The organism is Bacillus sp. FSL K6-3154, assembly GCF_040869395.1.
GTDB classification, from domain to species: domain Bacteria; phylum Bacillota; class Bacilli; order Bacillales; family Bacillaceae; genus Bacillus; species Bacillus safensis.
Genome location: NZ_CP152033.1, coordinates 2,982,138 through 3,005,026, shown reverse-complemented (window position 1 = coordinate 3,005,026; position 22,889 = coordinate 2,982,138). Strand labels below are relative to the sequence as shown.

Below are 22,889 nucleotides of genomic sequence, written 5' to 3'. Positions count from 1 at the left end.
CGTACCCCAAACAATGCTGAAAAACATTTTATAGAAAATCAAGAGGTGGCTTCATATGATGATGACCGATGAACAAAAACATGAATTTTATCAAGCACTTGTTGACAAGAATCCGCAATATGACGGCACATTTTTTGCCTGTATTAAGACAACCGGTATCTTCTGTCATGCCACATGTACGGCCAGAAAGCCAAAATTTGAAAACTGTGAGTTTTTCTTTACAGCGGAGGAAGCACTGCTGGCAGGGTATCGCCCGTGCAAGCGCTGCACACCATTAACATACCCTAACAGCATTCCTGAAGAAGTCAAAACACTCGTTTCAGCAGTAGAAAAAAATCCTGAGAAACGCTGGAAGGAAGAGGACTTCCGCCAATTAGGGATTCACTCTGCCACAGCTCGAAGAAAGTTTAAAGACATTTACGGCATGACCTTTGTTCAATATGCAAGATCACGCCGAATGGGACTTGCCTTTAAAGAAATTTTGAACGGAAAAAAAGTAATCGATCAGCAGGTCACTTTCGGCTATGAATCTTCAAGTGCCTTCAATGATGCATTTACGAAAATCATGGGAAATCCCCCTAAAAAAGCGCAGATTCACATTCTCTATGCTAATTTTATTTCCACACCGATCGGGCGGATGATGAGTGTGACAGATGCCACACATGTGTATTTACTGGAGTTTATGGACAGGCGGGGACTCGAAAAAGAAATTGAAACATTAAGAAAGAAGCATCATGCCCGCATTTTAGTTGGAGAAACAAACGTCCATCAGCAATTAGCAAAGGAATTGGCCTTATATTTTGAGAAAAAGCTGACCAAGTTTACTGTACCGCTTTCTTTACATGGCACCCCTTTTCAAATGAAGGTGTGGGACCAGCTCTCACGCATTCCAGCAGGCGAAACGAGATCCTATCGAGATATAGCCACGAAACTAGGCGATCCGCATTTGGTTCGTGCCGTTGGTAATGCAAATGGTGCCAATCAATTGGCGATTATCATTCCCTGCCACCGCGTGATTCAAACAAGTGGTGAGCTTGGAGGCTACGGCGGAGGGATTGAACGGAAGAAATATTTGCTTCAGTTAGAACAGCGTGCATAAAAAAACGGCTCTGCTTATTCGGTAAGCGAGCCGTTTTCTCCGTTACGGGTGATGCTGTATACATCAATGATTTGGTCCCATTTTGAAATGGTTTTTTCTTTTTTCATGCCCATTTTTAAAGCGACCTTCACCGACGCTTCATTCTCAGGACGAATTAGGCTGACCATCCGTCTGACCTTCATTTCTTCAAATCCATAGGTAAGGCAGCCTTTTGCAGCCTCAGCAGCATAGCCATTCCCCCACGCCGCTTTCTTTAGCATATAGCCAATCTCAAGCTCGGTTTGTCCTTCAATGTTTTGCAGGACAATGCCGCTTTGTCCAAGTCGTTCATTTGTTTCTTTATCTTCAATGATCCATAGCGAGGTGTGGTACATGCGGTCATTTTTTTGATTCCATGCAATCCACTCTTTTGTCTGCTGTTCATCCTTCAAAGAAGGATAATACTTCATCACTTCTTCATCCTGAAACAGCTCGTCATATAAAAATGACGCATCATGTTCATTCATCGTTCTCAGTTTCAGGCGCTCTGTTTCAAATACTGTTCTTGTTTGAACTGTCATTGATGATCCCCCCTTTTTTACTTGCTAAAAATATCTCCGAACAACCCATTTGAATCTGGGGCAAAGTAATGGAAGCCCGCACCGGTTAAACTTGCAGCCAGCGCTGTCCACATCATTAAACTGACAGTCATCCACACCGCGACTTGCTTTCTTTTCGTTCCAAAGCTCATGCACATCAAGGCTGCTAAGTGACTGCCGATGATAAAAGGTCCTATGAGCGCTAACCCAGGCAGACCGTATCGTTCCCAAATTTTTCTCGCCCGCAGCTGCTTTTTCTCTCCTTTTTCATCACCTTTTTCCTCTTTTCTTTTTAACCACCATGCTTTAAACCGGTCCACAAACACAATGAGAAGCAAGACTGTCAAAAAGTTGCCGATGAATCCAATCACAGCCGTTGTCACAGGATGCAGCCCACTTAAGATTGCGAATGGAACGACACCAATCACTTCAAAAAAAGGCAAGGCAGCCAATACAAAAACGAGTACATATCCCCATACAATATCCAAAAACAGAACCCCTTTTCATTTTTGTCCTCTCCCCATTGTAATGAAAAAGACAATTCCATTTCTACATTTTTTTAGAAAAAGAAAAGCACATCGGATAGGATGTGCTCAGTTTACATTCGTATTTTCATTTTTCTTATTTGTCCGGCGCAGTACAATGAATATAAGCCCTATTAAAATCACAATAGATAGCAGACTTTGCAGCAAAATCACACTTGGTGACGTCCAGCCAATCCATTCGAAGATGAGCTGCGGTCCGAAAAAGATAATCGGAATCAATGAAACGACATTCGCCTTTAAGATTGCATTAAATACAACGATACATAGCAGCATGAGCAAAATGACGCCCCACCTCTGGCCAGAAGTAAGGACAAGTAGTGGTGTGCCGACTTTTTGATCCAATAGTTTGATTGTCACCATCGCTGTCAGCTGAAAGATTCCTAACATCCAAAAGTAGAGAAATACCCGGCTGCTTGTTTGAAAGGCGGACGCTCTAAACATCACAATGATCATGATAACATTGGCCACTAAAACGAGCGGATATCCAATCAAAGCAAACCAAGAATAGGATAAGTTTTGGCTGATTGCATCTGCTAAAATCATGTAAAAAAGCGATCCAATTAAGAAAGCACTGACGAATGGCACCCAGTCTTTATGATTCCCTGACAGCTCTTTTGCCAGTTCATCAGCATAGCTCCGCGGATCTCCGCTGAACACATCCTCACCTGTTTTGCCGTCTTTTTCAGCCTCAACCGCATGTGCTGTCAGTTCGTCCATCAGCTCATCGATTTCATCCTGATTTTTTCCCTTTGATATGAGATAAAGTTGCAGCTCTAGTAGAATGTGTCTTGTTTCTTTTGATACCATAATCTCACTTCCCTTTTTGTAATAAGCGGTTTACATTTTTTGAAAGCTCATTCCAGCGGTCAATAAACTCTGTGAGCGCTTGTTCTCCCGCTTGTGTGAGCGTATAGTATTTCCTTTTCGGCCCGGTCGCTGACGCTTTTGTGACGGTGGTCACCAGCTGTTCCTTTTGCATACGCAGCAAAATCGGATAGATGCTGCCTTCACTTATTTGATCAAACCCATAATGCGCGAGCTTCTTCGTCATTTCATACCCATAAATTTCGCCCTCAGAAATAATCGACAGCAGGCAGCCTTCTAAAATTCCTTTTAGCATTTGTGTGGATGTTGTCATGATTGTTCCTCCGATTCCAGTACCTTGCATCACAAGATAGCTTTATCTTACCACACACTACCTTGCCATGCAAGATACCATTCCAGAAAAAAATCACCGCTTAAAGGGTGATTTTTACGCCCAAGGCTTATCTGTCCCAAGTGCGTCAGCAAGCGCCTTACTATGCTTGCGGCGGCTTTTTCTTTCCTCTGCCCGCTGCTTCGCTGTTTGATGAAGCATGATCTCTTCCTCTGTTTCCGGCATCACCTGCGGGACTCGTTTAGGCTTTCCGTTTTCATCTAATGAGACAAATGTCAGAAATGAAGTTGCTGCGAGTCTGCGCTCTCCAGACATCAAGTTTTCTTTAATGACTTTGACGAACACTTCCATAGAAGACGTGCCCACCCATGTGACATAGGATTCCAAGCATACGGACTCCTTTTGTCCAATCGGCTCTAAAAAGTCAACAGAATCCATTGAAGCTGTGACCGTTTCACTGCGGCTGTGTCTTGCTGCCGAGATGGAGGCAATGTCATCTATATAACTCATTAATTTCCCGCCAAATAACGTTTGGTGGTTATTCGTATCGAGAGGGAACACCCTGCTGGTTTTAACAACCTTCGATTCCTTGCAGTATTTGAAATTTTCTTCACTCATCATCATAGCTCCTTCTTGCTGTTTTCGTGGATGCGGAACGACTTTTATTAAACACTATTCTTTTAGGTTTGTCTAAACTTTTTGCTTTAGTCTTATGTGAGAGATTTTCTTTCGGAAATGTTTCAACCATGGCTAGAAGAAGGAATAATAGAACTATGAATGAACAAGGAGGCCATTTGATGGATTCTATGAGAGCAGAGCAATTATACAAAATGCCGCAATGCATGAGTGAATACGACGATTTAGAAGAAGTTCTTTTATGCAGTCCTATTTATATGGAAATCAAACAAATTATTAACGAAACCCAGAAACATTTTGCGAAAGAAAATATTTCTCAAATGAAAGCAGTCGCTCAGCATAAGCAATTGATTCAAACCCTTAAAGAGAATCAAGTACGGCCCATCCTGCTTCCGGCGAATGACCTCTTCCCTGAGCAAGTCTTCACTCGGGATATTGGGTTTACGATTGGACATACACTGTTTGTTTCAAGTATGGCCGCTCCGGTTCGGCAAGGGGAAGAACAATACCTAAAAGAATGGGCACAAGCAAAAGGGTGGTCAGCTGTCACTTTGACAGACGGAACGATTGAAGGCGGCGATGTGCTTGTGGATCAGAACCGTGTGTTTGTTGGCACGAGCAAAAGAACTAGTCCAGCCGCTATCTACCAGCTCAAAAAGGAGCTGCCGGATCATGACATCATTCCGATTCACCTTCCTCCTCACATTTTGCATCTTGATTGTGTGATGAATATTCTGTCTCATGACGAGATCATCATTTATCCTGAAGCGTTCAAGCAAAAGGATCTCCAGCTGCTCAAAACGTATTATGATTTGATTGAAATCAGCGAACAAGAGCAATTCACACTTGGACCAAATGTTTTATCCATTGGGCAGAAAAAAGTGATCAGCTTGCCCAGCAACCAAGAAACAAATGCTGCGTTAACCGCTCACGGATACACCGTTATTGAAGTTGACTTTTCTGAAATTATTAAATCTGGCGGCTCTTTCAGATGCTGCACATTGCCTATTCGGCGTTCATCTATTAAAAAAGCCAGCATGTAGAACAGCTTGTCTACTAACTGGCTTTTGTCTAGCTTATCCTATTTTCTATTATATAAATGACAGGCGACTTCATGTCCTTCTTCCACCGCTTGTAATGCCGGCTTTTTTTCAGCACACACATCCATTGCGGCAGGGCATCTTGTTCGAAATACACAGCCGCTTGGCGGGTTCACTGGACTTGGAATTTCTCCTTTTAAAATAAACCTTTTGCGCTTGTCCTCTACGTCAGGATCTGGAATGGGGATTGCAGACAGCAAGGCTTGTGTATATGGGTGAAGCGGTGTTTGATATAATGCATCGCTTGTCGTCAACTCGACGAGATGGCCTAAATACATCACACCGATCCGGTCACTAATATATTTCACCATTGACAAGTCATGTGCAATAAAGAGAAATGTTAATCCTTCCTCTTTTTGCAGTTTTTTCAGCAGATTCACGACCTGCGCTTGGACGGAGACGTCTAGTGCAGAAATCGGCTCATCTGCGACAATAAACTTTGGCGCTAAGGCAAGTGCTCTTGCAATGCCGATTCTCTGCCTTTGTCCCCCGCTAAATTCGTGCGGATAGCGGGTAGCAAAATCATAGCTTAATCCTACCGCTTCGAGCAGTTCTTTCACGCGGGCAATCCTTTTCTTTTGACTCCCATAAAGCTGATGAATCTCCATTGGCTCCAGCATAATATCTTTTACTGACAGTCTTGGATTTAACGAGGAATACGGATCTTGAAAGACCATTTGCATTTGCCGGTTGAAATCAAATGATTCTTTTTTAGAAAGGTGGTGAAGACTTTTCCCTTCATATAAGGCTTCACCATCTGTTGGTTCATAAAGACGCATGAGCACTTTTCCAAGTGTGGATTTGCCGCAACCAGACTCACCAACGAGACCAAAGGTTTCACCTTGTTTCAGCTGAAAAGAGACACCATCCAGCGCTTTTAAGGTTCTTCCTTTCGAAAGATGAAAATGTTTTTTGAGGTTGTTTACTTGTAAAAGTGGTTCAACTGTCATGATCACTCCTCCTCTCGCTTGGTAAATACCGCCTTGCACCTGCCCATTCCTTTTCATATGAAGTGCCAGAAAGGGAAAGAAGCTCAATTTGTCTGCCAGTTTTAGGCGAATGAAGCATCATCCCATCCCCAGCGTAGATCCCTACATGACGGACCGCTCCCTTTCCGTTTTCATTTGCAAAAAACAGCAAGTCACCTTGTTCTAAATGGCTTGATGTAACCGGTGTTCCTTGAACTGCTTGGTCACTTGCGTCTCTCGGCAAAAGATATCCGCACGCTTTGTACATGCTGTAAGCAAAGCCTGAACAATCATAGCCAAAGCTGCTCATGCCTCCCCATAAATAAGAAAGGCCAATAAATTGTTTTCCTGCGTCTACGACATCTTTGCCGGTCATAGAGAAAGCTTGCGATACTGGGCGTACATCCGCTTTGTTGATTTCTCTTATTCCTAATGGGGTGACAACATGAAATTGATCATCTGTTTCTTTGGCGGCTGCCAGCTCTGTTAAAAAGCTAATCTCCATATCAGGTTCCCCGTTTTGATAGAGCGTGGCTTTTTTCTGACAAACGATAAGAGATGCAGCTGACGCACTTCCCTCTGTTACTTGTTTTAATTGCTCAGCAGGCATATAGCCTGGATAGCCTTGCGGATGTTTCCGGCTGGCCTGCTGCGGAATGACGACTTTCATCCAACCATCTGTCTCTTCTAATCCAATCACTCGTCCGCCGAGCAGTACTTGAGATTGAATCAAATTTTCTTCACATAAAGCCAGCTTTTCTTCATATGTTTGCTGGTCAATCCATTCTTTGATGTTGATGGAGTCCTGAAGTACCTTTCGATCGATTTCTCGGGGAGACTGCGGCGCTGTCCATACATTAGCGACTGGAACCTTTGATTCGTATATCATCATGAGACTCCTTTCACCCCTTGAATGCCTAACCCATGATGCAGCGGTAAAAATATATCTTTTCCTTTGTACACGATTCCTCCGTCTATCATGTCCTCTTTCAGCATAAGCGGGGCATCAAAATCGCAGCGGGTGATATTCGGCTGGCTTGCGGCGAAATGTGCCGCTGCTGTAATGCCAAGCTTTGACTCAATCATACTGCCAACCATGCACTGAACACCGTATGCTTCGGCAAGGGCATTGATTTTTAATGCTTCTTTTATGCCGCCTGATTTCATTAATTTTAAATTGATCAAATCACAGCTTCTCATTTCAAGCACCTTGATTGCATCATGAAAACTGAAAATGCTTTCGTCTGCCATGATCAATGTTTCAGTTGCTTCCGTCACACGGCGCAGGCCTTTGATATCTTCTTTCGGCACTGGCTGTTCTACTAATTCAATATTCAGCGCTTCCATTTTTCGAATAGCTGTGATCGCTTCCTTCCATGTCCAGCCCTGATTGGCGTCGAGCCTGATCTGAATGTCTGGCCCGACTTTTTCTCGAATCCGCTTGATCCGCTGTATATCCGTGTGTATATCATCTTTTCCTACTTTGATCTTTAACGTCTGAAAACCTTCAGCTGCGTATTGCTTCGCATCTTCTGCCATCTCAAGCGGCCGGTTTACACTGACCGTATAGTCGGTTTCGAGCTGATGACGATATCCGCCAAGGTATTGATAAAGCGGAAGTCCTGCCTGCTTTGCTAAGCCATCATAAATGGCCATATCGATTGCAGCTTTTGCGCTTGTGTTGCTTGCGAGCACGCGGTTCATAGCAGAAAAGATTTGTTCATACTCTGCCAAGGAAGCCCCGAGCAAAATAGGTCTGATTACTTCACAGATGGCATAGTCGATGCTTTCCAGCGTTTCTCCTGTAATCACCGATGTGGGAACTGCCTCTCCGTAGCTGACGTCACCTTGATCATATGTGATGATAACGATCAGAGATGCGGCGTCATACACCGTTCTTAAAGCGGTTTTGAAAGGCTTTTTTAGCGGTACACTCGTTCTGCATGTACGAACATCGACAATTTTCATTTGATCGCCTCTTTCGCTGCAACGCCTGGAGAAATGTGCAGTTTTTTCCCTGCGGCATCTAGTGCAGCCTGCACGCCCATCGGAAAGGCAAAGTTCGGTGATGAATGACCGATCCGAAAGCCGCCGAGTGCGGGTTTCTTTTGCGGCACAATATAGGTTTCCCACAGCTGTTCCAAGGTTAAGGACTGGTCTTTCTTTTTTGGTTCACATTGATGAAAATCTCCAATGATGAATCCAGCCGCATCATCCAATTTTCCAGCAGAGGTGAGATGCTGCATCATGCGATCGATTTTATAGGGCTCTTCGTCAATATCTTCAATGAACAACAGCTTTCCCTTCGTATCAATTTCAAAAGGTGTACCAAGTGTTGTCACGATGAGAGCAAGATTCCCTCCTATAATGTCACCTGAAACGGTGCCGGGGTAGAAGGTATGAAGAGGTGACAAGTGATGCGTATACGTAAAGGGCTTCGGCGTGAACAGCTGCAAAAAGGTATCCTTCGTATACGGATGGACCTCTTCAAGTCCCACATCAGAGGAAAGCATTGGACCATGAAAGGTCACAAGACCAGTCTGCTGCTGGATGGCCGTATGTAAAAACGTAATGTCACTATAACCCCAAAAGATTTTTGGATTCCGGCGAATGAGGTCATAATCAATGGCTTCCGCAAGTCTTCCAGTTCCGTACCCTCCGCAGGCACAAATAACTGCTTTGACTTCTGGATCTTGAAACATGCCATGAAGATCTTCCACTCTTTCATGATCACGCCCTGCTAAATACCCGTACCGGGAATCGAGATACTTCCCTTTTTTCACCTTTAGCCCAAGGCTTTCTAAAAAGGCAATCCCTTTTGCTAATTTCAATTCATCAGGCGGGCTTGCTGGTGCGATAATCCCCACCGTATCCCCTGTTTGAAGCGCCGCTGGCAGCTGGTTCATGCCAATCCCCTCTTTCTCTTTATTTCTTACAATCTATGGGCATTTTCTCCATAACATGAACAAATAAAGGAACAGACGCTTCTGTTCAAAGCGTCCCATATTGTTGACAAAGGGCTAAAATGATCTTTATTTTAGCCCTTTGTCTTCTATTCAGCGTGACCTGAAAACCTTTGCAGCCCTAGGAAGGACGAGCATCGGAGCGGAGCGAATTTGACATTCATGAGCACCGAAGCGCAGGTCTGACAAAGAATGCGAGGGTTTGTCCGCGCTGAGACGCTTTTGTTCAAAGCGTCCGTGTTCCTCATTCCCTTCAATTACTCTCCATCTACTTGCGCCCATTTCAAATCGATATACCCAACAGGGTGGCGGACAATTCCCTTCACGCCCTCTTTTTGCAAATGAACTTGATTATAAAAATGAATTGGAATGATTGGTGCTTCTTCAATGAGAAGTGCCTCTGCATCATGAAGGATGCTGTTTCTTTTTTGTTCATCTGCTTCCTGACTCGCCTTTTTCATCAGCTGATCATAGGTGTCGTTTGACCATCCAGTCCGGTTCATCGCATTCCCTGTTTGAAAGCTCTCTAGGAAGTTAATCGGATCTGCATAGTCTGCTAAAAATGAACTTTGCGAGAATTGAAATTTCAGTGCCTTTTGATCCTCTGCAAATACATTGGCTTCCATGTTTGCAAGCTTCACGTCCACACCCAGCGCTTCTTTTAATTGCTGCTGGATGGCTTCAGCTTTTTTCTTGTTCTCAGGCTTTGTACTATATGTCAATGTGACGGGCGGCAGCTTTGAATAGTTCTCTTCTTTCAGCCCTTTTTCTAATAGTTTTGCAGCTTCACTCGTATCTTGTTTGACAAGATCACCGCCAGCTTCTCTGAAATCCTCACCCTTTGAATCTAAAATCCCCGGTGAAACGAAGGCGCGAGCTGGCTTCTCTTTATTTTTCGTGACATAATCCACGATATCTTGCGGATTGATCGCCATTTGAAAGGCTTTGCGAATGTTCTTATTTTGAAAAGGTTCCATGTTCACATTCAGACGATAAAAGAACAGTCCAGCCTGATCTTCAATTTGTACATCTTTATTTTTCAGCAAATTTTCACTTTGTTCTGCTGGGACGAAGGCAGTATCTAAATCTCCCGATTGATACATTTGATAATCAGTGTTTCGATCGCTGATCATCAGCCACTTTACCTGATCCAGCTTGACTGATTTTTTGTCCCAATACGTCTCACTTTTTTCCATAGTGAAGCTCTCATCATGCTTCCATTCTGTCAGCTGAAACGGTCCATTCCCAACAAAGGTTTTGGCATCCTTTGCCCAGTTTGGATCCTTCTCTGCTACCTTCTCATTGACAGGGAAAAAGGCAGGGTTTGCGGTCATATTTAAGAACGATTTCTGCGGGTATGCCAGTGTGACCTTTAGCGTTTTGTCATTTTCAGCACTGACTTTTACATCCTCTTTCTTTCCTTTTCCGCTGTTAAATGCCTCTCCTCCTTCAATCATGTAAGCTAAGAACGATGCAGAGGAGCCTGTTTTCGGATCAAGCAGACGCTTCCACGCATATTCAAAGTCACTCGCTTTCACTGGATCACCATTCGACCACTTGATGCCGTCTCTTAAATGAAATGTGTACGTTTTTCCATCCTCTGAAATTTCCCATTTTTCCGCCATTGCAGGAGATGGTTCGTGCTTTTCATTCAGCCTCGTTAATCCCTCCATTAAGTTATTCAGTCCTTGCCACGATACATTATTAAAACCAATCGGCGGGTCAAATGACGTCGGTTCGTTTTCGTTATTTAAGGTTAATACTTTCTTTTCATTCTTGTTGCTCGATGATCCTTTACCTGCTTGCTCATTGGCTGTACATCCTGCGAGCAGCATGATGATGAACAAACAAACACTAATGATCCACCCTTTTTTTCTCATGAAAAACTCCCCCTTTGTGTTGAAGATAACATCGCTTGGTTCGCTCGCTCATCCTGGAGCCAGCAATGCACTGTATGAGTAGGTGACCGCTGCGTTTCGTGCGGCATGATATGATCACACACTTTCATGGCAGCCGGGCAGCGATCGGTATACGGACAGCCCTTTGGCGGTGCAAATAAATCAGGCGGGCTTCCTTCAATCGGAATCAGTTCATCTTTCATATCAAGTCTTGGAACGGATTGCAGGAGTCCTTTTGTATAAGGATGCTGCGGACTGTAAAAAATATCTTGCCTTGTTCCGGTTTCAACCATTTTCCCTCCGTACATGACTGCTACCCGGTCGGCAACTTGGGCTACGACTCCTAAGTCGTGTGTGATTAAGATAATGGTAACCCCTGTTTTCCTCTGAATCTCTTTAAACAGTTCTAAAATTTGTGCCTGTATGGTCACATCCAGCGCGGTCGTCGGTTCATCTGCGATCAGCACCTTTGGCTCACAAATCAGTGCCATGGCAATCATGAGCCGCTGCCTCATTCCCCCGCTGAATTGGTGCGGGTATTGCTTTAATCTCTCCTTCGGCTGCGGAATACCAACCAAATCAAGCATCTTTATGGCGGCTTCTTTCACTTCTTTTTTCGTCAGCTTTTGATGCTCCTTCGCCGCCTCCATCAGCTGATCCCCTATTGTCAAGGTAGGGTTCAGTGCCGTCATCGGATCTTGGAAGATCATCGAAATATCGACACCTCGTATGGCGCGCATTTCTTTTTCAGATAATGACAGCAAGTTGCGGTCTTGAAACCAGATTTCTCCCTGATCGACATGCGCGCTGTATGCAGGCAGAAGCCTCATAATGCTTTGTGATGTCACACTTTTCCCGCAGCCTGATTCTCCCACAATGGCTAAGGTTTCTTTTTCATATACATCGACATTCACTCCGCGTACTGCTTGAACTGAACCGCCGTATGTCCGAAAGCTGACGTGCAGATCGATGATTTGTAGAACTTTTTTCAAAGCGCCATCACCTCTTCATCTTTGGATCAAGCGCATCTTGCAAGCCATCACCTAAATTGTTAAAGCAAAACATCGTGAGTGAAATAAAAAATGCCGGAAAAAATAAACGCCACCAATGTCCATTGTCTGACAGCACAGTCGGCAAAGCATCATTGGCCATCACGCCCCAGCTTGCAAACGGTGCTTGAATACCTAAACCGAGAAAGCTTAGGAACGCTTCAGCAAATATCGCAGTCGGCACAGTCAGGGTCATTTGGACGATAATCGGCCCCATCGTATTCGGCAGCAGGTTGCGGCGAATGATCCGCAGGCTTTTGGCACCAAAGGTCTTTGAGGCAAGGACATATTCCTGGCTTTTCAGCTGAAGAACCTGACCTCTCACAATTCTTGCCATTCCAATCCATCCGGTGACAGTGAGCGCTACAATAATGGTGACAAGCCCTGGTCCCATGAGCACCATCAATAAAATGACGACAAGTAAATAAGGAAGTCCGTAGAGCACCTCGACAATCCGCATCATGACATGGTCATAGCGTCCGCCTTTATAACCGGCTATGCCCCCATAAATCACACCGATGGCAAAATCAATCAAGGCTGCCATGACACCCACAAATAACGAAATGCGTGCTCCGTACCAAGTGCGTGTGAACACATCTCGTCCAAGCTCATCTGTTCCAAACCAGTGAGCAGCCGAGGGCGGCAGATTTTGCATCGAAAGACGCTGCTCTGTCACACTATTTGGTGCAAGCAATGGACCTAAGACTGCCATGACAAAAAGAAAAATCAGAACCGATAGACTAAACATTGCAAGCTTATTTTGCTTCAGCCGCCTCCATGTATCAGCCCAGTAGGAAAGAGAGGGTCTTTTAATGGCATGGGCTTCTGTTTTCTTTTGCTCTCGTGGAGAAAACCATTCGTCCGGCACTTCAGGATGCCTGTTCGGTGGATCATGCTGAAGGTGTATACTCATGCCTTTCCTCCTTTCTGATGCAGCTGAATCCTTGGATCAAGGAGACGATACGCCACATCGACAATGAAGAGAAGTGTGATTAAAATAATGCTGTAAAAAACAGTGGTTCCCATGATGACAGGATAATCACGGTTGTTTATGCTCTCGACAAAGTATTTTCCCATTCCAGGAATGGCAAATATTTTTTCAATGACAAAACTTCCTGTTAAAATACTTGCGACAAGTGTTCCAAGAATGGTTACAACGGGTAAAAGTGCATTCCGAAGCGCATGTTTAAATACAATTTTAAAGGGAGAAAGTCCTTTTGCTTTGGCCGTACGGATATAGTCTTGCGACAGCACTTCAATCATGCTCGACCTCGTTAACCTGGCGATAATGGCCATTGGGCCAACAGCAAGGGCGATTGTAGGCAGCACCATATGCATTGGACTTGTCCACATCGCTGTAGGAAAGAGCTTCAAATTGACAGCAAGCTGCTGAATTAATAAGGTAGCAAAGATAAAGTTTGGAATGGATATACCGAATACAGCAATCGTCATGGCGATGTAATCAATCAAACCATTATGCCGGAGGGCAGCCATAACCCCTAGCAGGATGCCAGAGATGACAGCAATCAATATTGAGATAAGACCAAGTTCTAATGAGACTGGGAAGCCTCTCGCCAATAGATCATTGACACTTTCAGAAGGCTTTTTAATGGAAGGACCAAAATCAAAGGTAACAATGGATTTTAAATAAATGACATATTGAACATAGAGTGGTTCGTCTAAGTGATAGTAGCTTTCGAGGTTTCGCTGGACGGTTTCGTTTGTATTTCGTTCTTCATTGAAAGGCGATCCTGGGATGACCTTCATTAAAATAAACGTTAAAGTCGTAATCGTTAAGATCGTAGCGATCATCGCAATAAAACGCTTGAGCAAAAAGCTGGCCATCTGCTGTCTCCCCCTCGCTTAACAAAATGTTGTACGTGCGGCAAGCTCTGTCATGACAAGCATTGCTTGATAGGCTTCTAATATATTGTCTGCCTGGTACGTCACCGTCGTTGTTCCTTCTATGATGGCAGTACCGGGCATTAAATTCGCCCATTCAGCTTGTCCATAATTGGCAAACTCAATCTTAAGCAGCGGCTGATCAGGAGGCGTCAGCGGCTTCATTTGATCAATCTGTTTCATCGCGGCTTCCACTTGCTGCGAGATTTGTTGATTGACTTTGGCTGGAGGTAAGCATTTCACAGCAGATCTTGAGATGGTTTCTTTCACTGCCACTGTTTTCACACCAGGCATCAGCTTTTCTGCCTCAAGTGCTGCTTGATCATCCCCGCAAACAAGAATCACCGGCACACCATAGTAGCCTGCAACATACGCATTAAAGCCCATTTCACCAATTGGATGATCATTTATGTAAAAATGTCTGACCCCAAAAATCATACTGTGTGACATCACACCTTTCATTGATGCCCTTGCATGATAGCCTAAAAAAACAGCTGCATCATAGGTTTGATCCAATCCTTGCACCATTGAATAAGGCTTTACGTCACCTGATATGAGAACTGCCTCTTCATGCAGCTCTTCGATCAAAAGATTATTCATTTTAGAATGACTGTCATTGACCAAAATGTCGGTGGCACCATGCTGGACAAGCGCCTCTACACAGGCGTTCACTTCACCCGTCATAATGCGTCTGCCACGCTCATAGTTATGCTGGCGTGAATCAACAAATGTATGATCAGCTAGACCAGTAATTCCCTCCATATCGACAGATAGATAGAGCTTCATTCCCATCCCCCTTTAATTAAACATAAAATTTGTGTATATTTTTCTAAATTTTCTAAAAAATTATATGAGAACTTGATTGATTTTTCAATACAATGTCCGAAAATAAGGAGTTTAGACTCAGATAATACAGGTCAAAAGGATTTTTTAGAAAGGATTTTTTTAACAAATAAAACACCACTAACTATGTCTTTAGTGGTGTTTATCTGCTTCGTTAATCTGCGATTTCAGCTGTTCATATTTCTTCATGGTTTGTGTAAATAAATCATCAAACATCTGAGGTGCCTGCTGTTGAATGACCTCAGCACCTTCTCCTGTAATTCCCCCTTTTGTCGCCACTCTATCGACAGTTTCAGCAAAGGTTAGGCCTCGTTCTACGAGGATCTGGCCAGTTCCTAAAAGGGCATACGTTAAAAATTCATTCGCTTCCTCTAAGGAAAGATCACTATTTCTCACAGCCGCTTTTGCCATTTCTTCAAAAAGAGCAGCGATAAAACCAGGAGATGAGCTTGTCAAATTGCTCGCCGCATCAAACCGGTCTTCCTCTACCTCCCTGACGATGCTAAAAGCTGAAAGCAGCCGGTGCAAACGCTCCTTGTCCTCACGTCCTGCGGCTGCACCATGCGCAACAAGGGATACACCTGTCCCAACAGCTGACGTGAGCGTTGGGATGTATCTGGATACTGGCTGCGCTGTATGCGCCTGTAACTTTTCTAATGTCACAGCTGCTGCTACTGACACAATATGTACCGCTCTCCCTTTAGAAGGCAGCTGATCCAGAACATTTAGTACAGCAAGCGGCGGCACGCAGACAAACAATATATCACATGACGCAGAAAGTTCGTCTAATGAACAAATGTTGATTTCTTGGTGCTTTTCTTTGAGCTGATGAAGGCGCACCGTTTCGCTTCTTGTATGGATCATGATTTGATGAGCATCCAGCACCCCATTTTCCAGCCACTTTTGCACCATCATATCAGCCATACTTCCATATCCAATGATTCCAATTGTCTCCACAGTTTAATCTCCTCTATCTTGCTTAGATTCACTACTTATTTTAACAATTTCCCACAATGTTTTCATTTTTATCCCACACTTTTTTCATACGATAAAGTCAGTCCCCACCACATACGGTAAAACACCCAAACACATACATGAAAAAATCATTGAAAGAGAGTGATTGAATTGACACAGCACAAAGATGACAAACAAACAATTGAACAACCTCAAAAGCAGAAAAAGCCAAACGGCTGGTTTAAGCCATTTGTCAGCGGTGTTGTAGGCGGTACATTAGCGTTAGGTGTCTACGTTCTTACGCCATATGCTCAGCATTCATCAGACAGCACCGCAAATGATTCGGCAGCGAAAACTGAAGCAGTATCGACAAATCACACGAATTCGTCAAAAACAACAGCCGTCCAAACATCAAATTCATCAAGCAGCATCTCCAGTATGGTCGAAAATGTATCACCAGCTATTGTCGGCATTACAAACTACCAAGCGCAAACTCAAACAGACACGAGCTTTGGCGATTTCAGTACGCCTTTCGATGAATCACAGCAAAACAAAAGCAGTCAAGAGGAAGAAACCGGTACAGGCTCAGGAGTCATTTTCAAAAAATCAGGCAATAAAGCCTATATCTTAACAAACAACCACGTCATTGAAGGCGCAAATAAACTCACCGTATCCTTACACGATGGCAAAACCATTGAAGGAAAACTCGTTGGAGCTGATCCGCTCACTGACTTAGCCGTTGTGGAAATTAGCAGCAGTCATGTGACAAAGGTTGCGGCATTAGGCAATTCCTCCTCACTGCGTGCTGGGGAAACCGTCATTGCGATCGGAAACCCGCTTGGTGAAGATCTTTCAAGAACGGTGACACAAGGAATTGTCAGCGGCGTCGACCGAACAGTCTCTATGAACACATCAGCAGGCGAAAGCAGCATTAATGTCATTCAAACAGATGCAGCTATTAACCCAGGTAACAGCGGCGGCCCGCTTCTGACGACAGACGGAAAGGTTGTGGGGATCACGAGTATGAAAATCTCTGAAACAGGTGTTGAAGGCATTGGGTTCGCACTGCCAATCAATGATGTCAAACCAATCGCTGATCAGCTTCTCACAAAAGGAAAAATTGAACGTCCATATATCGGCATCAGGATGCTGGATCTCGAACAAGTTCCAGATGTGTATCAAAAAGAAACTCTCGGACTCAAAAGCAGTCAGCTCGATCAAGGCGTGTACGTCAAAGATATTGCCGCAGGTTCACCTGCCGCCAAAGCTGGTTTAAAATCAGAGGATGTCATTACCGGCATCAATGGGAAACAAATCAAAACTGGCAGCGAATTACGTCATGAGCTATACACGAATGCAAAAGTAGGAGATACCGTGAGCATCACCCTCATTCGAAACGGAAAACAAGAAACAAAGCAGGTCACATTAACACAATCTGAATCTAAGCAGGTCAGTTCCTAATGAAAAAGCAGCTCAGTTGATGAGCTGCTTTTTTTATGACGACTGAATTGGTGTTAATCTTTGTTCAATTTCTGCTCGTTTATGCTCTAGGAACGGCGGAAGGGCTAATTGATCGCCAAGTACATCCACCCCTTCATCGACTGTAAACCCAGGACCATCTGTTGAAATTTCAAATAAAATACCATTTGGCTCTCTAAAGTAAAGAGCTTTAAAGTAAAAGCGTTCTACAACACCAGAGTTCGTAAAGCCTGCTTTTGAGATTTTTTCATACCATTTTTCAAGCTCCTCTGCATCCTTCACGCGAAATGCGACGTGATGCACACTGCCTCTGCCGGAACGTTCAGAAGGCCCTTCTGTTTTTTCGATCACATGAATTTCTGTTCCAGCACCGCCATTTCCTGACTCAAAAATGGTCACGATCTCACCATCATTTGATTGTTCACGTGCTCTTTCAGTGAAACCAAGGATGTCCGTTAACACACGGATCGTCTTGTCAGCTTCTGCAACGGTTAATTCAACTGGACCTAAACCTCTAATCGCAAACTCTGCCGGAATATCGTCATGCACTGGCGGTGAGCCTGCCTCTTGCGTATTCGGTTCTACTGTTAAAAACAGCTGCTGCCCTTCTGGGTCTTTAAAACGCAAAGCAGGTCTTCCGCCTCTCAAGGAAGCTGTTTCTTGCTGCACGCCTTTATCTTCAAACCGCTTTTCCCAAAACGTGAGTGCCTCTTCAGAAGAAACGAGAAGACCTGTGCTTGTGATCGCATTTGTCCCTTCCAAACGGCGGGCAAGCATTGGAATTTCAAAGAATGTTAGCTCTGTTCCTGGTGAAGCGACCTCATCTCCATAAAACAAGTGGTACATAGACGGATCATCCTGATTGACTGTTTTCTTTACAAGTTTTAAGCCAAGGATTTGGCGGTAGAAATCAACATTTTTCTGAGCATTGGCTGTTAACGCAGATACGTGGTGAATCCCATTGATTTTCATTATTTTCACTCCTATTTTAAAATATCTCGAATTCGAGATAATATCCTTATGAATAAAATAGTTCATTTTTCAAGAAAAGTCAACCATTTGACTGCACGTTTACTGGATGTTCGGTTTCCGGTCATTAAATTAACATTAAATCAAAAATAAACTTCCATTGTTCGTTTTTAACACAACATTTACCCTAATATCTCCAATAAACGAACACTTTTAAATACAAATAAGAAAATCAGAAAATTTTTTTAATTCTTGTTTTCCTAAAATCGTATTACAATGAACAAAATACATGTCACAGTAACGTACGAAAGTGATGCAGGAGGTCGTGTGTAATGAACAAAGAACAACCAGCGTTAAAACAAGACATCGGCTTATTTTTCGCCCTATCTCTTGTCATCGGGACCATTATCGGCTCAGGCGTCTTTATGAAACCAGGCAACGTCCTTTCCTATTCAGGAAGCTCAGACATCGCATTATTCGCTTGGCTGTTAGGTGGGATCTTAACCCTTGCAGGCGGACTGACTGTCGCTGAAATTGGTACACAAATCCCGAGAACCGGCGGTTTGTACGCCTATCTTGAAGAAGTGTATGGTGAATTTTGGGGCTACTTATGCGGCTGGGTGCAGATTATTATTTACGGACCTGCCATCATTGGTGCACTTGGTCTTTATTTTGGTTCATTATTAGCCAATTTATTTTCTCTTTCGACTTTATGGTCTACAACGATCGGCATTATCACCGTTTTATTTTTATGTATTATTAACATCATGGGAACAAAATACGGCGGATTTGTTCAGGGGCTGACCACTATCGGAAAGCTTGTCCCAATTGCCGCGATTATTGTGTTTGGCATATGGAAAGGTAACGAAAACATCTTCATGGCCGTCAACGATAGTATCGCTCAAATGAACTTCGGTGCAGCGATTTTGGCTACGCTGTTTGCCTATGATGGCTGGATTTTACTTGCTGCGCTTGGTGGTGAAATGAAAAACCCTGAGAAACTGCTTCCTCGCGCGATGGCAGGCGGAATTTTAATCGTGACGGCTTGTTATCTCTTTATCAATGTCGCACTTTTGCACGTGCTGCCAGCTGATCAAATCGTCCAGTTAGGTGAAAATGCAACAAGCACTGCTGCTACCATGCTCTTTGGACCAATTGGCGGGAAAATCATTAGTATTGGGATCATCATCAGTATCTTTGGCTGTTTGAACGGAAAAGTTCTTTCATTCCCACGTGTGATTTTTGCGATGGCAGAGCGAAAGCAGATTCCTTTCGCCAACGCGATTTCGCGGATTCACCCAACGTTTAAAACACCTTGGATCGCTGTATTTGTGCAAATTTTGATCGCCATTGTGTTTATGATCGTCAGTAATCCAGAGAAGCTGTCTGAGGTGTCGATTTTCATGATCTACATCTTTTATGTCATGGCCTTTTTCGCCGTCTTTAAGCTGAGAAAACAAAACAGCGGAATGAAGCGTGCGTACAGTGTACCACTTTACCCGCTGACACCGATCATTGCGATTATCGGTTCATTATTCGTTTTAATCAGCACCATGATCACCGATTGGAAAAGCTGCCTGATCTCCATGCTGATCGGGATGGCCGGACTGCCTATTTATTATTATATGAAAAAAGCACAAAAAAAAGCAGAGCACTAATCAGTGCTCTGCTTTTTTTCCTTCTTCTCAGCGTAATAGAAAACCTTTGCAGTGTAGGAAAGACGAGTACCGGAGCGGAGAGAATGTGACATTCGTGAGCACAGTAACAGAGGCCTGACAAAAAATGCGAGGGTTTGCCTACACGCTGAAGCAGAGCGCTAAATGGTCTCTGCTTCATTTTTTATATTGTTTGATCACTTTGTATGATTCGTTTAAATATCTCATGAGCCGGTATGGCTTACTAAGCACGCGGATTGGGAGTCTTGAGATAAATCCATTCAGGTTCGACTTATATTCCTGCGTGATCCGCTTTGGCTTTGTTGCTATTTTCTCGTATACTTCCTTGTAAAATTCCTTCATGATGTCGACTTGCACACTGATCTTTTGATGACACTCTGTACACTCAACGCTTTTCATCTGATCATTCACATAAACGATGCTGTGGAGGGTCTCTTCTTGGCACCGAGTACAGTGTAGGTTTGCTTCCATTTCGGTTTGCTTCAAGATACACAGCTCCTTTCTCGTTTGATGTTGCTCTTGTTATACTATTCGAACGCTGCCAGTCTTTTATTGAACGGATGCTTCCTTTAAAATGGCTGCCGCCGTTAGTTCGTCTGTCACCAGTACTTGGATGAAGCCGCCATTTAAAGCCCCTAAAATGCTCTCAGCTTTATGGGTTCCTTCTACAACAGCGATGACCGTTTTGACGCTCTTTAATTGTTCCAGCGATAAGCCAATGACCTTTTGATTCAGTTCATCTTGAACAGGTTTTCCTTCTCCATCAAAGAAACGAAAGCCAATATCACCGACAGCCCCTGATTGCCTTAAACCAGATAAGTCCTCTTCTTTTAAATAACCGACTGTTTTTAAAGTTGACCCTTTATGCGGGTTGCCAATACCGATGAGGGCAATATCCACATTTCTGCCTTCTTCAAGCACAGCTTCTATGTCCTGCATCGCCATAAGCCGTTCTTTTAATTCTTCTGTTTCTAAAATCGCAGGGGCATATAAATAGGAACACGTGCCGTTCATTTTCTTTGCCAGCTCATATGCCAGCTGATTGGCATGAATGTCGACCGCCTGCCTGCCCATTCCGCCTTCTAAAGGAATGACCTTCACATCATTTCTTCGTTCAAAAGGATATTCTTTGACAAGCTCAGCAAGCGTCGTGCCCCATGAAATACCGATTTTCTCCGCATTTTTCATGTTTTTAGACAAATAATAGGCGCCTGCTTGACCGACTGCCCGCTTCACCATCTCAGACATTGTCCCGACACTTGGGACAACGACCGCATCTGTTAATTGAAAGGTTGTTTCTAGCTGCTTTTCAAGTTCCACCGTATGAATGCTTTCGTCTTTAATGTACACTTCAACGATTCCCACATCTTTTGCTTTTTGTAAGAGCTTTGAAATGACTGGTCTTGAGACATTGAGCTTTTTTGCAATTTCCTGCTGCGTCCACCCGTCTGTATAATAAAGATGAGCAACTTTGACGAGCTGTCGTCTTTCTTCCCAATTCAGCATGTGACATCATCCTTTTAATATACTATGATTACCAGTATACCAAACATTCGTTTCCAATTGGAACAATTGTTATGAAAATGACAAAAAGAGCGATTAACTCTCCGCTCTTTTTCCCTCAGTATATTTCGGCTGATACGTTCTCCCTCCGTCTAACAGGATAATTTGTCCGTGCAAATAACTCCCCTCGCCACGTGTGAGAAATAAAGTGAGTCCTGCAATATCCTCAGGCTTTCCTAATCTTCCGATGGGAATGAGTGATTGCAGCTGCCGTTTCTCCTCTACAGTAGGATAGAGCGTATCAAGCATTTGAGATTCAATGACGCGGGGGGCAATCACATTGATGCGTATATGATGCGAGCCTAGTTCTTTTACGAGCGAACGCATCAATCCAAAAGCCCCTGCTTTTGATGCATAATATTGAATACCGCCGCCTGATCCGGTGATTGCCGATCCCGATCCAATAATGACAACACTGCCTTCCTCCCGCTCACACATATAGGGTGCCAGCGCTTTGATGCAATAGTAAAGACCATATAAGTTCACAGCAAGTGTCTTTTTCCAAAGTGAAAAATCGACTTCTAAAAAAGGCAGTGATTTTGTCATTCCTGCTGAATACACAAGGTGAGCAATACCGCCCAGCTCCCTTTCAGCTGCTGATATCATTTGCTGAACACTTTCCCACGATGAAACGTCAGCTTGAAATATCAGCAGCTGAGGATACTGTGTCTTTAAGAGCGAAAGTCCCTTTTCGTCTATATCTGACACGGCGACTTGGTGCCCTTCTTTTAAAAATCGCTCAGCAATTTTTTTTCCGATCCCTTGGGCTCCGCCAACGATGAGAACTGGTTTTTGAACATTAGCCAGCACTCTCACCCCCATCAAGCATAATCGCCGCGCCATCTGTAAATGCACCATAGGATGTACTGAGAAACACCGTCATATGGGCCACAGTCTCCTTGATTTGCTCTGTATCAGGAACCAAATGGAGAGGCGGCGGCAGCAGCGCAAGCACCCGGATACCTTTGTCTTTAAATTCTCTCGCTAACCCTTTTGTCATGGCATTCAGCATAGATTTTGATGTAGCATGTGAGATCCCGCCATCCCCTGTGATACTGCCTGATGACGATATATTAATGATGCAGCCTTGCTTCTGATCAACCATATGCCATACGGCAGCCTGACTGGAAAGAAAGACGGTATTCACAGCCGATTCCACTTCATCCACCCACTCATCTGGGCTCACGTCATCAAGCTCCGCGTCCGCTCCTTGTTCAGCTTGATTGACCAAAATATCCAGTTTACCGCATGTATCAATCACTTGCCTCAGCATCTGTGTGGCATCACGCGGCGTTTCCAGCGGGTTCTGAATGATACTCGCTTGACCGCCCATTTTTTGAATGTCTTCACGAATGGTTTTAGCCTTTGATTCATCATGAAACGTGTGTAAAAAAACATGTGCACCTGCCCGGGCTAAAGCCAGGCAGATGGCTTCTCCAAATCCATCTGTGCTACCTGTCACAAGTGCCGCTTTCTGATGAAGCTGGACGTGCACATGCATCTCCTCCCTA

24 protein-coding genes are annotated in these 22,889 nt (G+C 43.9%); 4 read left to right on the top strand and 20 right to left on the bottom strand.

Annotated elements, in window-relative coordinates:
- The first annotated feature begins 55 nt into the window (after positions 1-55).
- Positions 56-1,099, top strand: a complete 1,044-nt coding sequence (locus MHH61_RS15515; protein ID WP_125586327.1) for a bifunctional transcriptional activator/DNA repair enzyme AdaA — start codon at positions 56-58, stop codon at positions 1,097-1,099.
- Between the two features lie 14 nt (positions 1,100-1,113).
- On the opposite strand, the gene MHH61_RS15510 is transcribed toward MHH61_RS15515, so the two are convergent.
- From MHH61_RS15510 to MHH61_RS15490, 5 genes are all read right to left on the bottom strand, one after another.
- Entirely contained in the window at positions 1,114-1,659 is a 546-nt protein-coding gene (locus MHH61_RS15510; protein WP_024424633.1) for a GNAT family N-acetyltransferase, read from the bottom strand.
- A gap of 17 nt (positions 1,660-1,676) precedes the next feature.
- On the bottom strand, positions 1,677-2,165 hold the full coding sequence (locus MHH61_RS15505; RefSeq protein ID WP_025092307.1) for a small multi-drug export protein: 489 nt from the start codon (positions 2,163-2,165) through the stop codon (positions 1,677-1,679).
- 105 nt (positions 2,166-2,270) lie between these two features.
- Positions 2,271-3,029: an NADH dehydrogenase gene (locus MHH61_RS15500; protein ID WP_025092306.1), complete on the bottom strand. Its 759-nt coding sequence runs from the start codon at positions 3,027-3,029 to the stop codon at positions 2,271-2,273.
- Between the two features lie 4 nt (positions 3,030-3,033).
- Positions 3,034-3,360, bottom strand: a complete 327-nt coding sequence (locus MHH61_RS15495) for a PadR family transcriptional regulator (RefSeq protein ID WP_024424630.1) — start codon at positions 3,358-3,360, stop codon at positions 3,034-3,036.
- A 114-nt stretch (positions 3,361-3,474) separates the two neighbouring features.
- Entirely contained in the window at positions 3,475-3,996 is a 522-nt protein-coding gene (locus tag MHH61_RS15490) for an acyl-CoA thioesterase (RefSeq protein WP_008346212.1), read from the bottom strand.
- A gap of 179 nt (positions 3,997-4,175) precedes the next feature.
- On the opposite strand from MHH61_RS15490, the gene MHH61_RS15485 reads away from it, so the two are divergent.
- A complete protein-coding gene (locus tag MHH61_RS15485) occupies positions 4,176-5,057 on the top strand; it encodes a dimethylarginine dimethylaminohydrolase family protein (RefSeq protein ID WP_125586329.1) in 882 nt (293 codons plus the stop codon).
- Positions 5,058-5,095: 38 nt separating this feature from the next.
- Here MHH61_RS15485 and MHH61_RS15480 read toward each other — a convergent pair whose 3' ends face one another.
- The 10 genes from MHH61_RS15480 to proG form a co-directional block, all read right to left on the bottom strand.
- Positions 5,096-6,064, bottom strand: coding sequence for an ABC transporter ATP-binding protein (locus MHH61_RS15480; RefSeq protein ID WP_024426800.1), 969 nt, complete (start codon positions 6,062-6,064; stop codon positions 5,096-5,098).
- Positions 6,054-6,971, bottom strand: coding sequence for a C40 family peptidase (locus MHH61_RS15475; protein WP_125586331.1), 918 nt, complete (start codon positions 6,969-6,971; stop codon positions 6,054-6,056). Before MHH61_RS15475 ends, MHH61_RS15480 begins: the two co-directional genes overlap by 11 nt.
- Positions 6,971-8,050 (bottom strand): mandelate racemase/muconate lactonizing enzyme family protein, encoded by a 1,080-nt coding sequence (locus tag MHH61_RS15470; protein ID WP_041116392.1) that lies wholly within the window; start codon positions 8,048-8,050, stop codon positions 6,971-6,973. The genes MHH61_RS15475 and MHH61_RS15470 overlap by 1 nt, the downstream gene beginning before the upstream one ends.
- Positions 8,047-8,988: an LD-carboxypeptidase gene (locus MHH61_RS15465; RefSeq protein WP_125586333.1), complete on the bottom strand. Its 942-nt coding sequence runs from the start codon at positions 8,986-8,988 to the stop codon at positions 8,047-8,049. Before MHH61_RS15465 ends, MHH61_RS15470 begins: the two co-directional genes overlap by 4 nt.
- A gap of 314 nt (positions 8,989-9,302) precedes the next feature.
- The gene (locus tag MHH61_RS15460; RefSeq protein WP_125586335.1) at positions 9,303-10,925 is read right to left on the bottom strand and encodes a peptide ABC transporter substrate-binding protein; all 1,623 of its coding nucleotides are present in this window, start codon (positions 10,923-10,925) and stop codon (positions 9,303-9,305) included.
- Positions 10,922-11,935, bottom strand: coding sequence for an ABC transporter ATP-binding protein (locus tag MHH61_RS15455; protein ID WP_120207199.1), 1,014 nt, complete (start codon positions 11,933-11,935; stop codon positions 10,922-10,924). The genes MHH61_RS15460 and MHH61_RS15455 overlap by 4 nt, the downstream gene beginning before the upstream one ends.
- Positions 11,936-11,942: 7 nt before the next feature.
- Positions 11,943-12,905, bottom strand: a complete 963-nt coding sequence (locus MHH61_RS15450; protein WP_024424622.1) for an ABC transporter permease — start codon at positions 12,903-12,905, stop codon at positions 11,943-11,945.
- Entirely contained in the window at positions 12,902-13,837 is a 936-nt protein-coding gene (locus MHH61_RS15445; protein ID WP_041116384.1) for an ABC transporter permease, read from the bottom strand. The genes MHH61_RS15450 and MHH61_RS15445 overlap by 4 nt, the downstream gene beginning before the upstream one ends.
- A gap of 18 nt (positions 13,838-13,855) precedes the next feature.
- The gene (locus tag MHH61_RS15440; RefSeq protein WP_025092296.1) at positions 13,856-14,680 is read right to left on the bottom strand and encodes a M55 family metallopeptidase; all 825 of its coding nucleotides are present in this window, start codon (positions 14,678-14,680) and stop codon (positions 13,856-13,858) included.
- Positions 14,681-14,869: 189 nt separating this feature from the next.
- Positions 14,870-15,694: a pyrroline-5-carboxylate reductase ProG gene (proG, locus tag MHH61_RS15435; RefSeq protein WP_125586337.1), complete on the bottom strand. Its 825-nt coding sequence runs from the start codon at positions 15,692-15,694 to the stop codon at positions 14,870-14,872.
- A gap of 168 nt (positions 15,695-15,862) precedes the next feature.
- Between proG and MHH61_RS15430 the strand changes: the two genes are divergently transcribed.
- Positions 15,863-17,152: a S1C family serine protease gene (locus MHH61_RS15430; RefSeq protein WP_125586339.1), complete on the top strand. Its 1,290-nt coding sequence runs from the start codon at positions 15,863-15,865 to the stop codon at positions 17,150-17,152.
- A 33-nt stretch (positions 17,153-17,185) separates the two neighbouring features.
- Here MHH61_RS15430 and MHH61_RS15425 read toward each other — a convergent pair whose 3' ends face one another.
- Positions 17,186-18,142: a ring-cleaving dioxygenase gene (locus tag MHH61_RS15425; protein WP_034623409.1), complete on the bottom strand. Its 957-nt coding sequence runs from the start codon at positions 18,140-18,142 to the stop codon at positions 17,186-17,188.
- A 329-nt stretch (positions 18,143-18,471) separates the two neighbouring features.
- Between MHH61_RS15425 and MHH61_RS15420 the strand changes: the two genes are divergently transcribed.
- Complete coding sequence (locus tag MHH61_RS15420; RefSeq protein WP_025092292.1) at positions 18,472-19,797, top strand: APC family permease; 1,326 nt, start codon at positions 18,472-18,474, stop codon at positions 19,795-19,797.
- Between the two features lie 174 nt (positions 19,798-19,971).
- On the opposite strand, the gene MHH61_RS15415 is transcribed toward MHH61_RS15420, so the two are convergent.
- The 4 genes from MHH61_RS15415 to MHH61_RS15400 all read right to left on the bottom strand — a co-directional run bounded on the left by MHH61_RS15415 (position 19,972) and on the right by MHH61_RS15400 (position 22,879).
- Entirely contained in the window at positions 19,972-20,301 is a 330-nt protein-coding gene (locus tag MHH61_RS15415) for a bh protein (RefSeq protein WP_034281483.1), read from the bottom strand.
- 63 nt (positions 20,302-20,364) lie between these two features.
- Positions 20,365-21,321: a sugar-binding transcriptional regulator gene (locus MHH61_RS15410; RefSeq protein ID WP_024424944.1), complete on the bottom strand. Its 957-nt coding sequence runs from the start codon at positions 21,319-21,321 to the stop codon at positions 20,365-20,367.
- A gap of 93 nt (positions 21,322-21,414) precedes the next feature.
- Complete coding sequence (locus tag MHH61_RS15405; protein ID WP_125586553.1) at positions 21,415-22,200, bottom strand: SDR family NAD(P)-dependent oxidoreductase; 786 nt, start codon at positions 22,198-22,200, stop codon at positions 21,415-21,417.
- The gene (locus tag MHH61_RS15400; RefSeq protein WP_211484809.1) at positions 22,178-22,879 is read right to left on the bottom strand and encodes an SDR family NAD(P)-dependent oxidoreductase; all 702 of its coding nucleotides are present in this window, start codon (positions 22,877-22,879) and stop codon (positions 22,178-22,180) included. The genes MHH61_RS15405 and MHH61_RS15400 overlap by 23 nt, the downstream gene beginning before the upstream one ends.
- Positions 22,880-22,889: the final 10 nt, after the last annotated feature.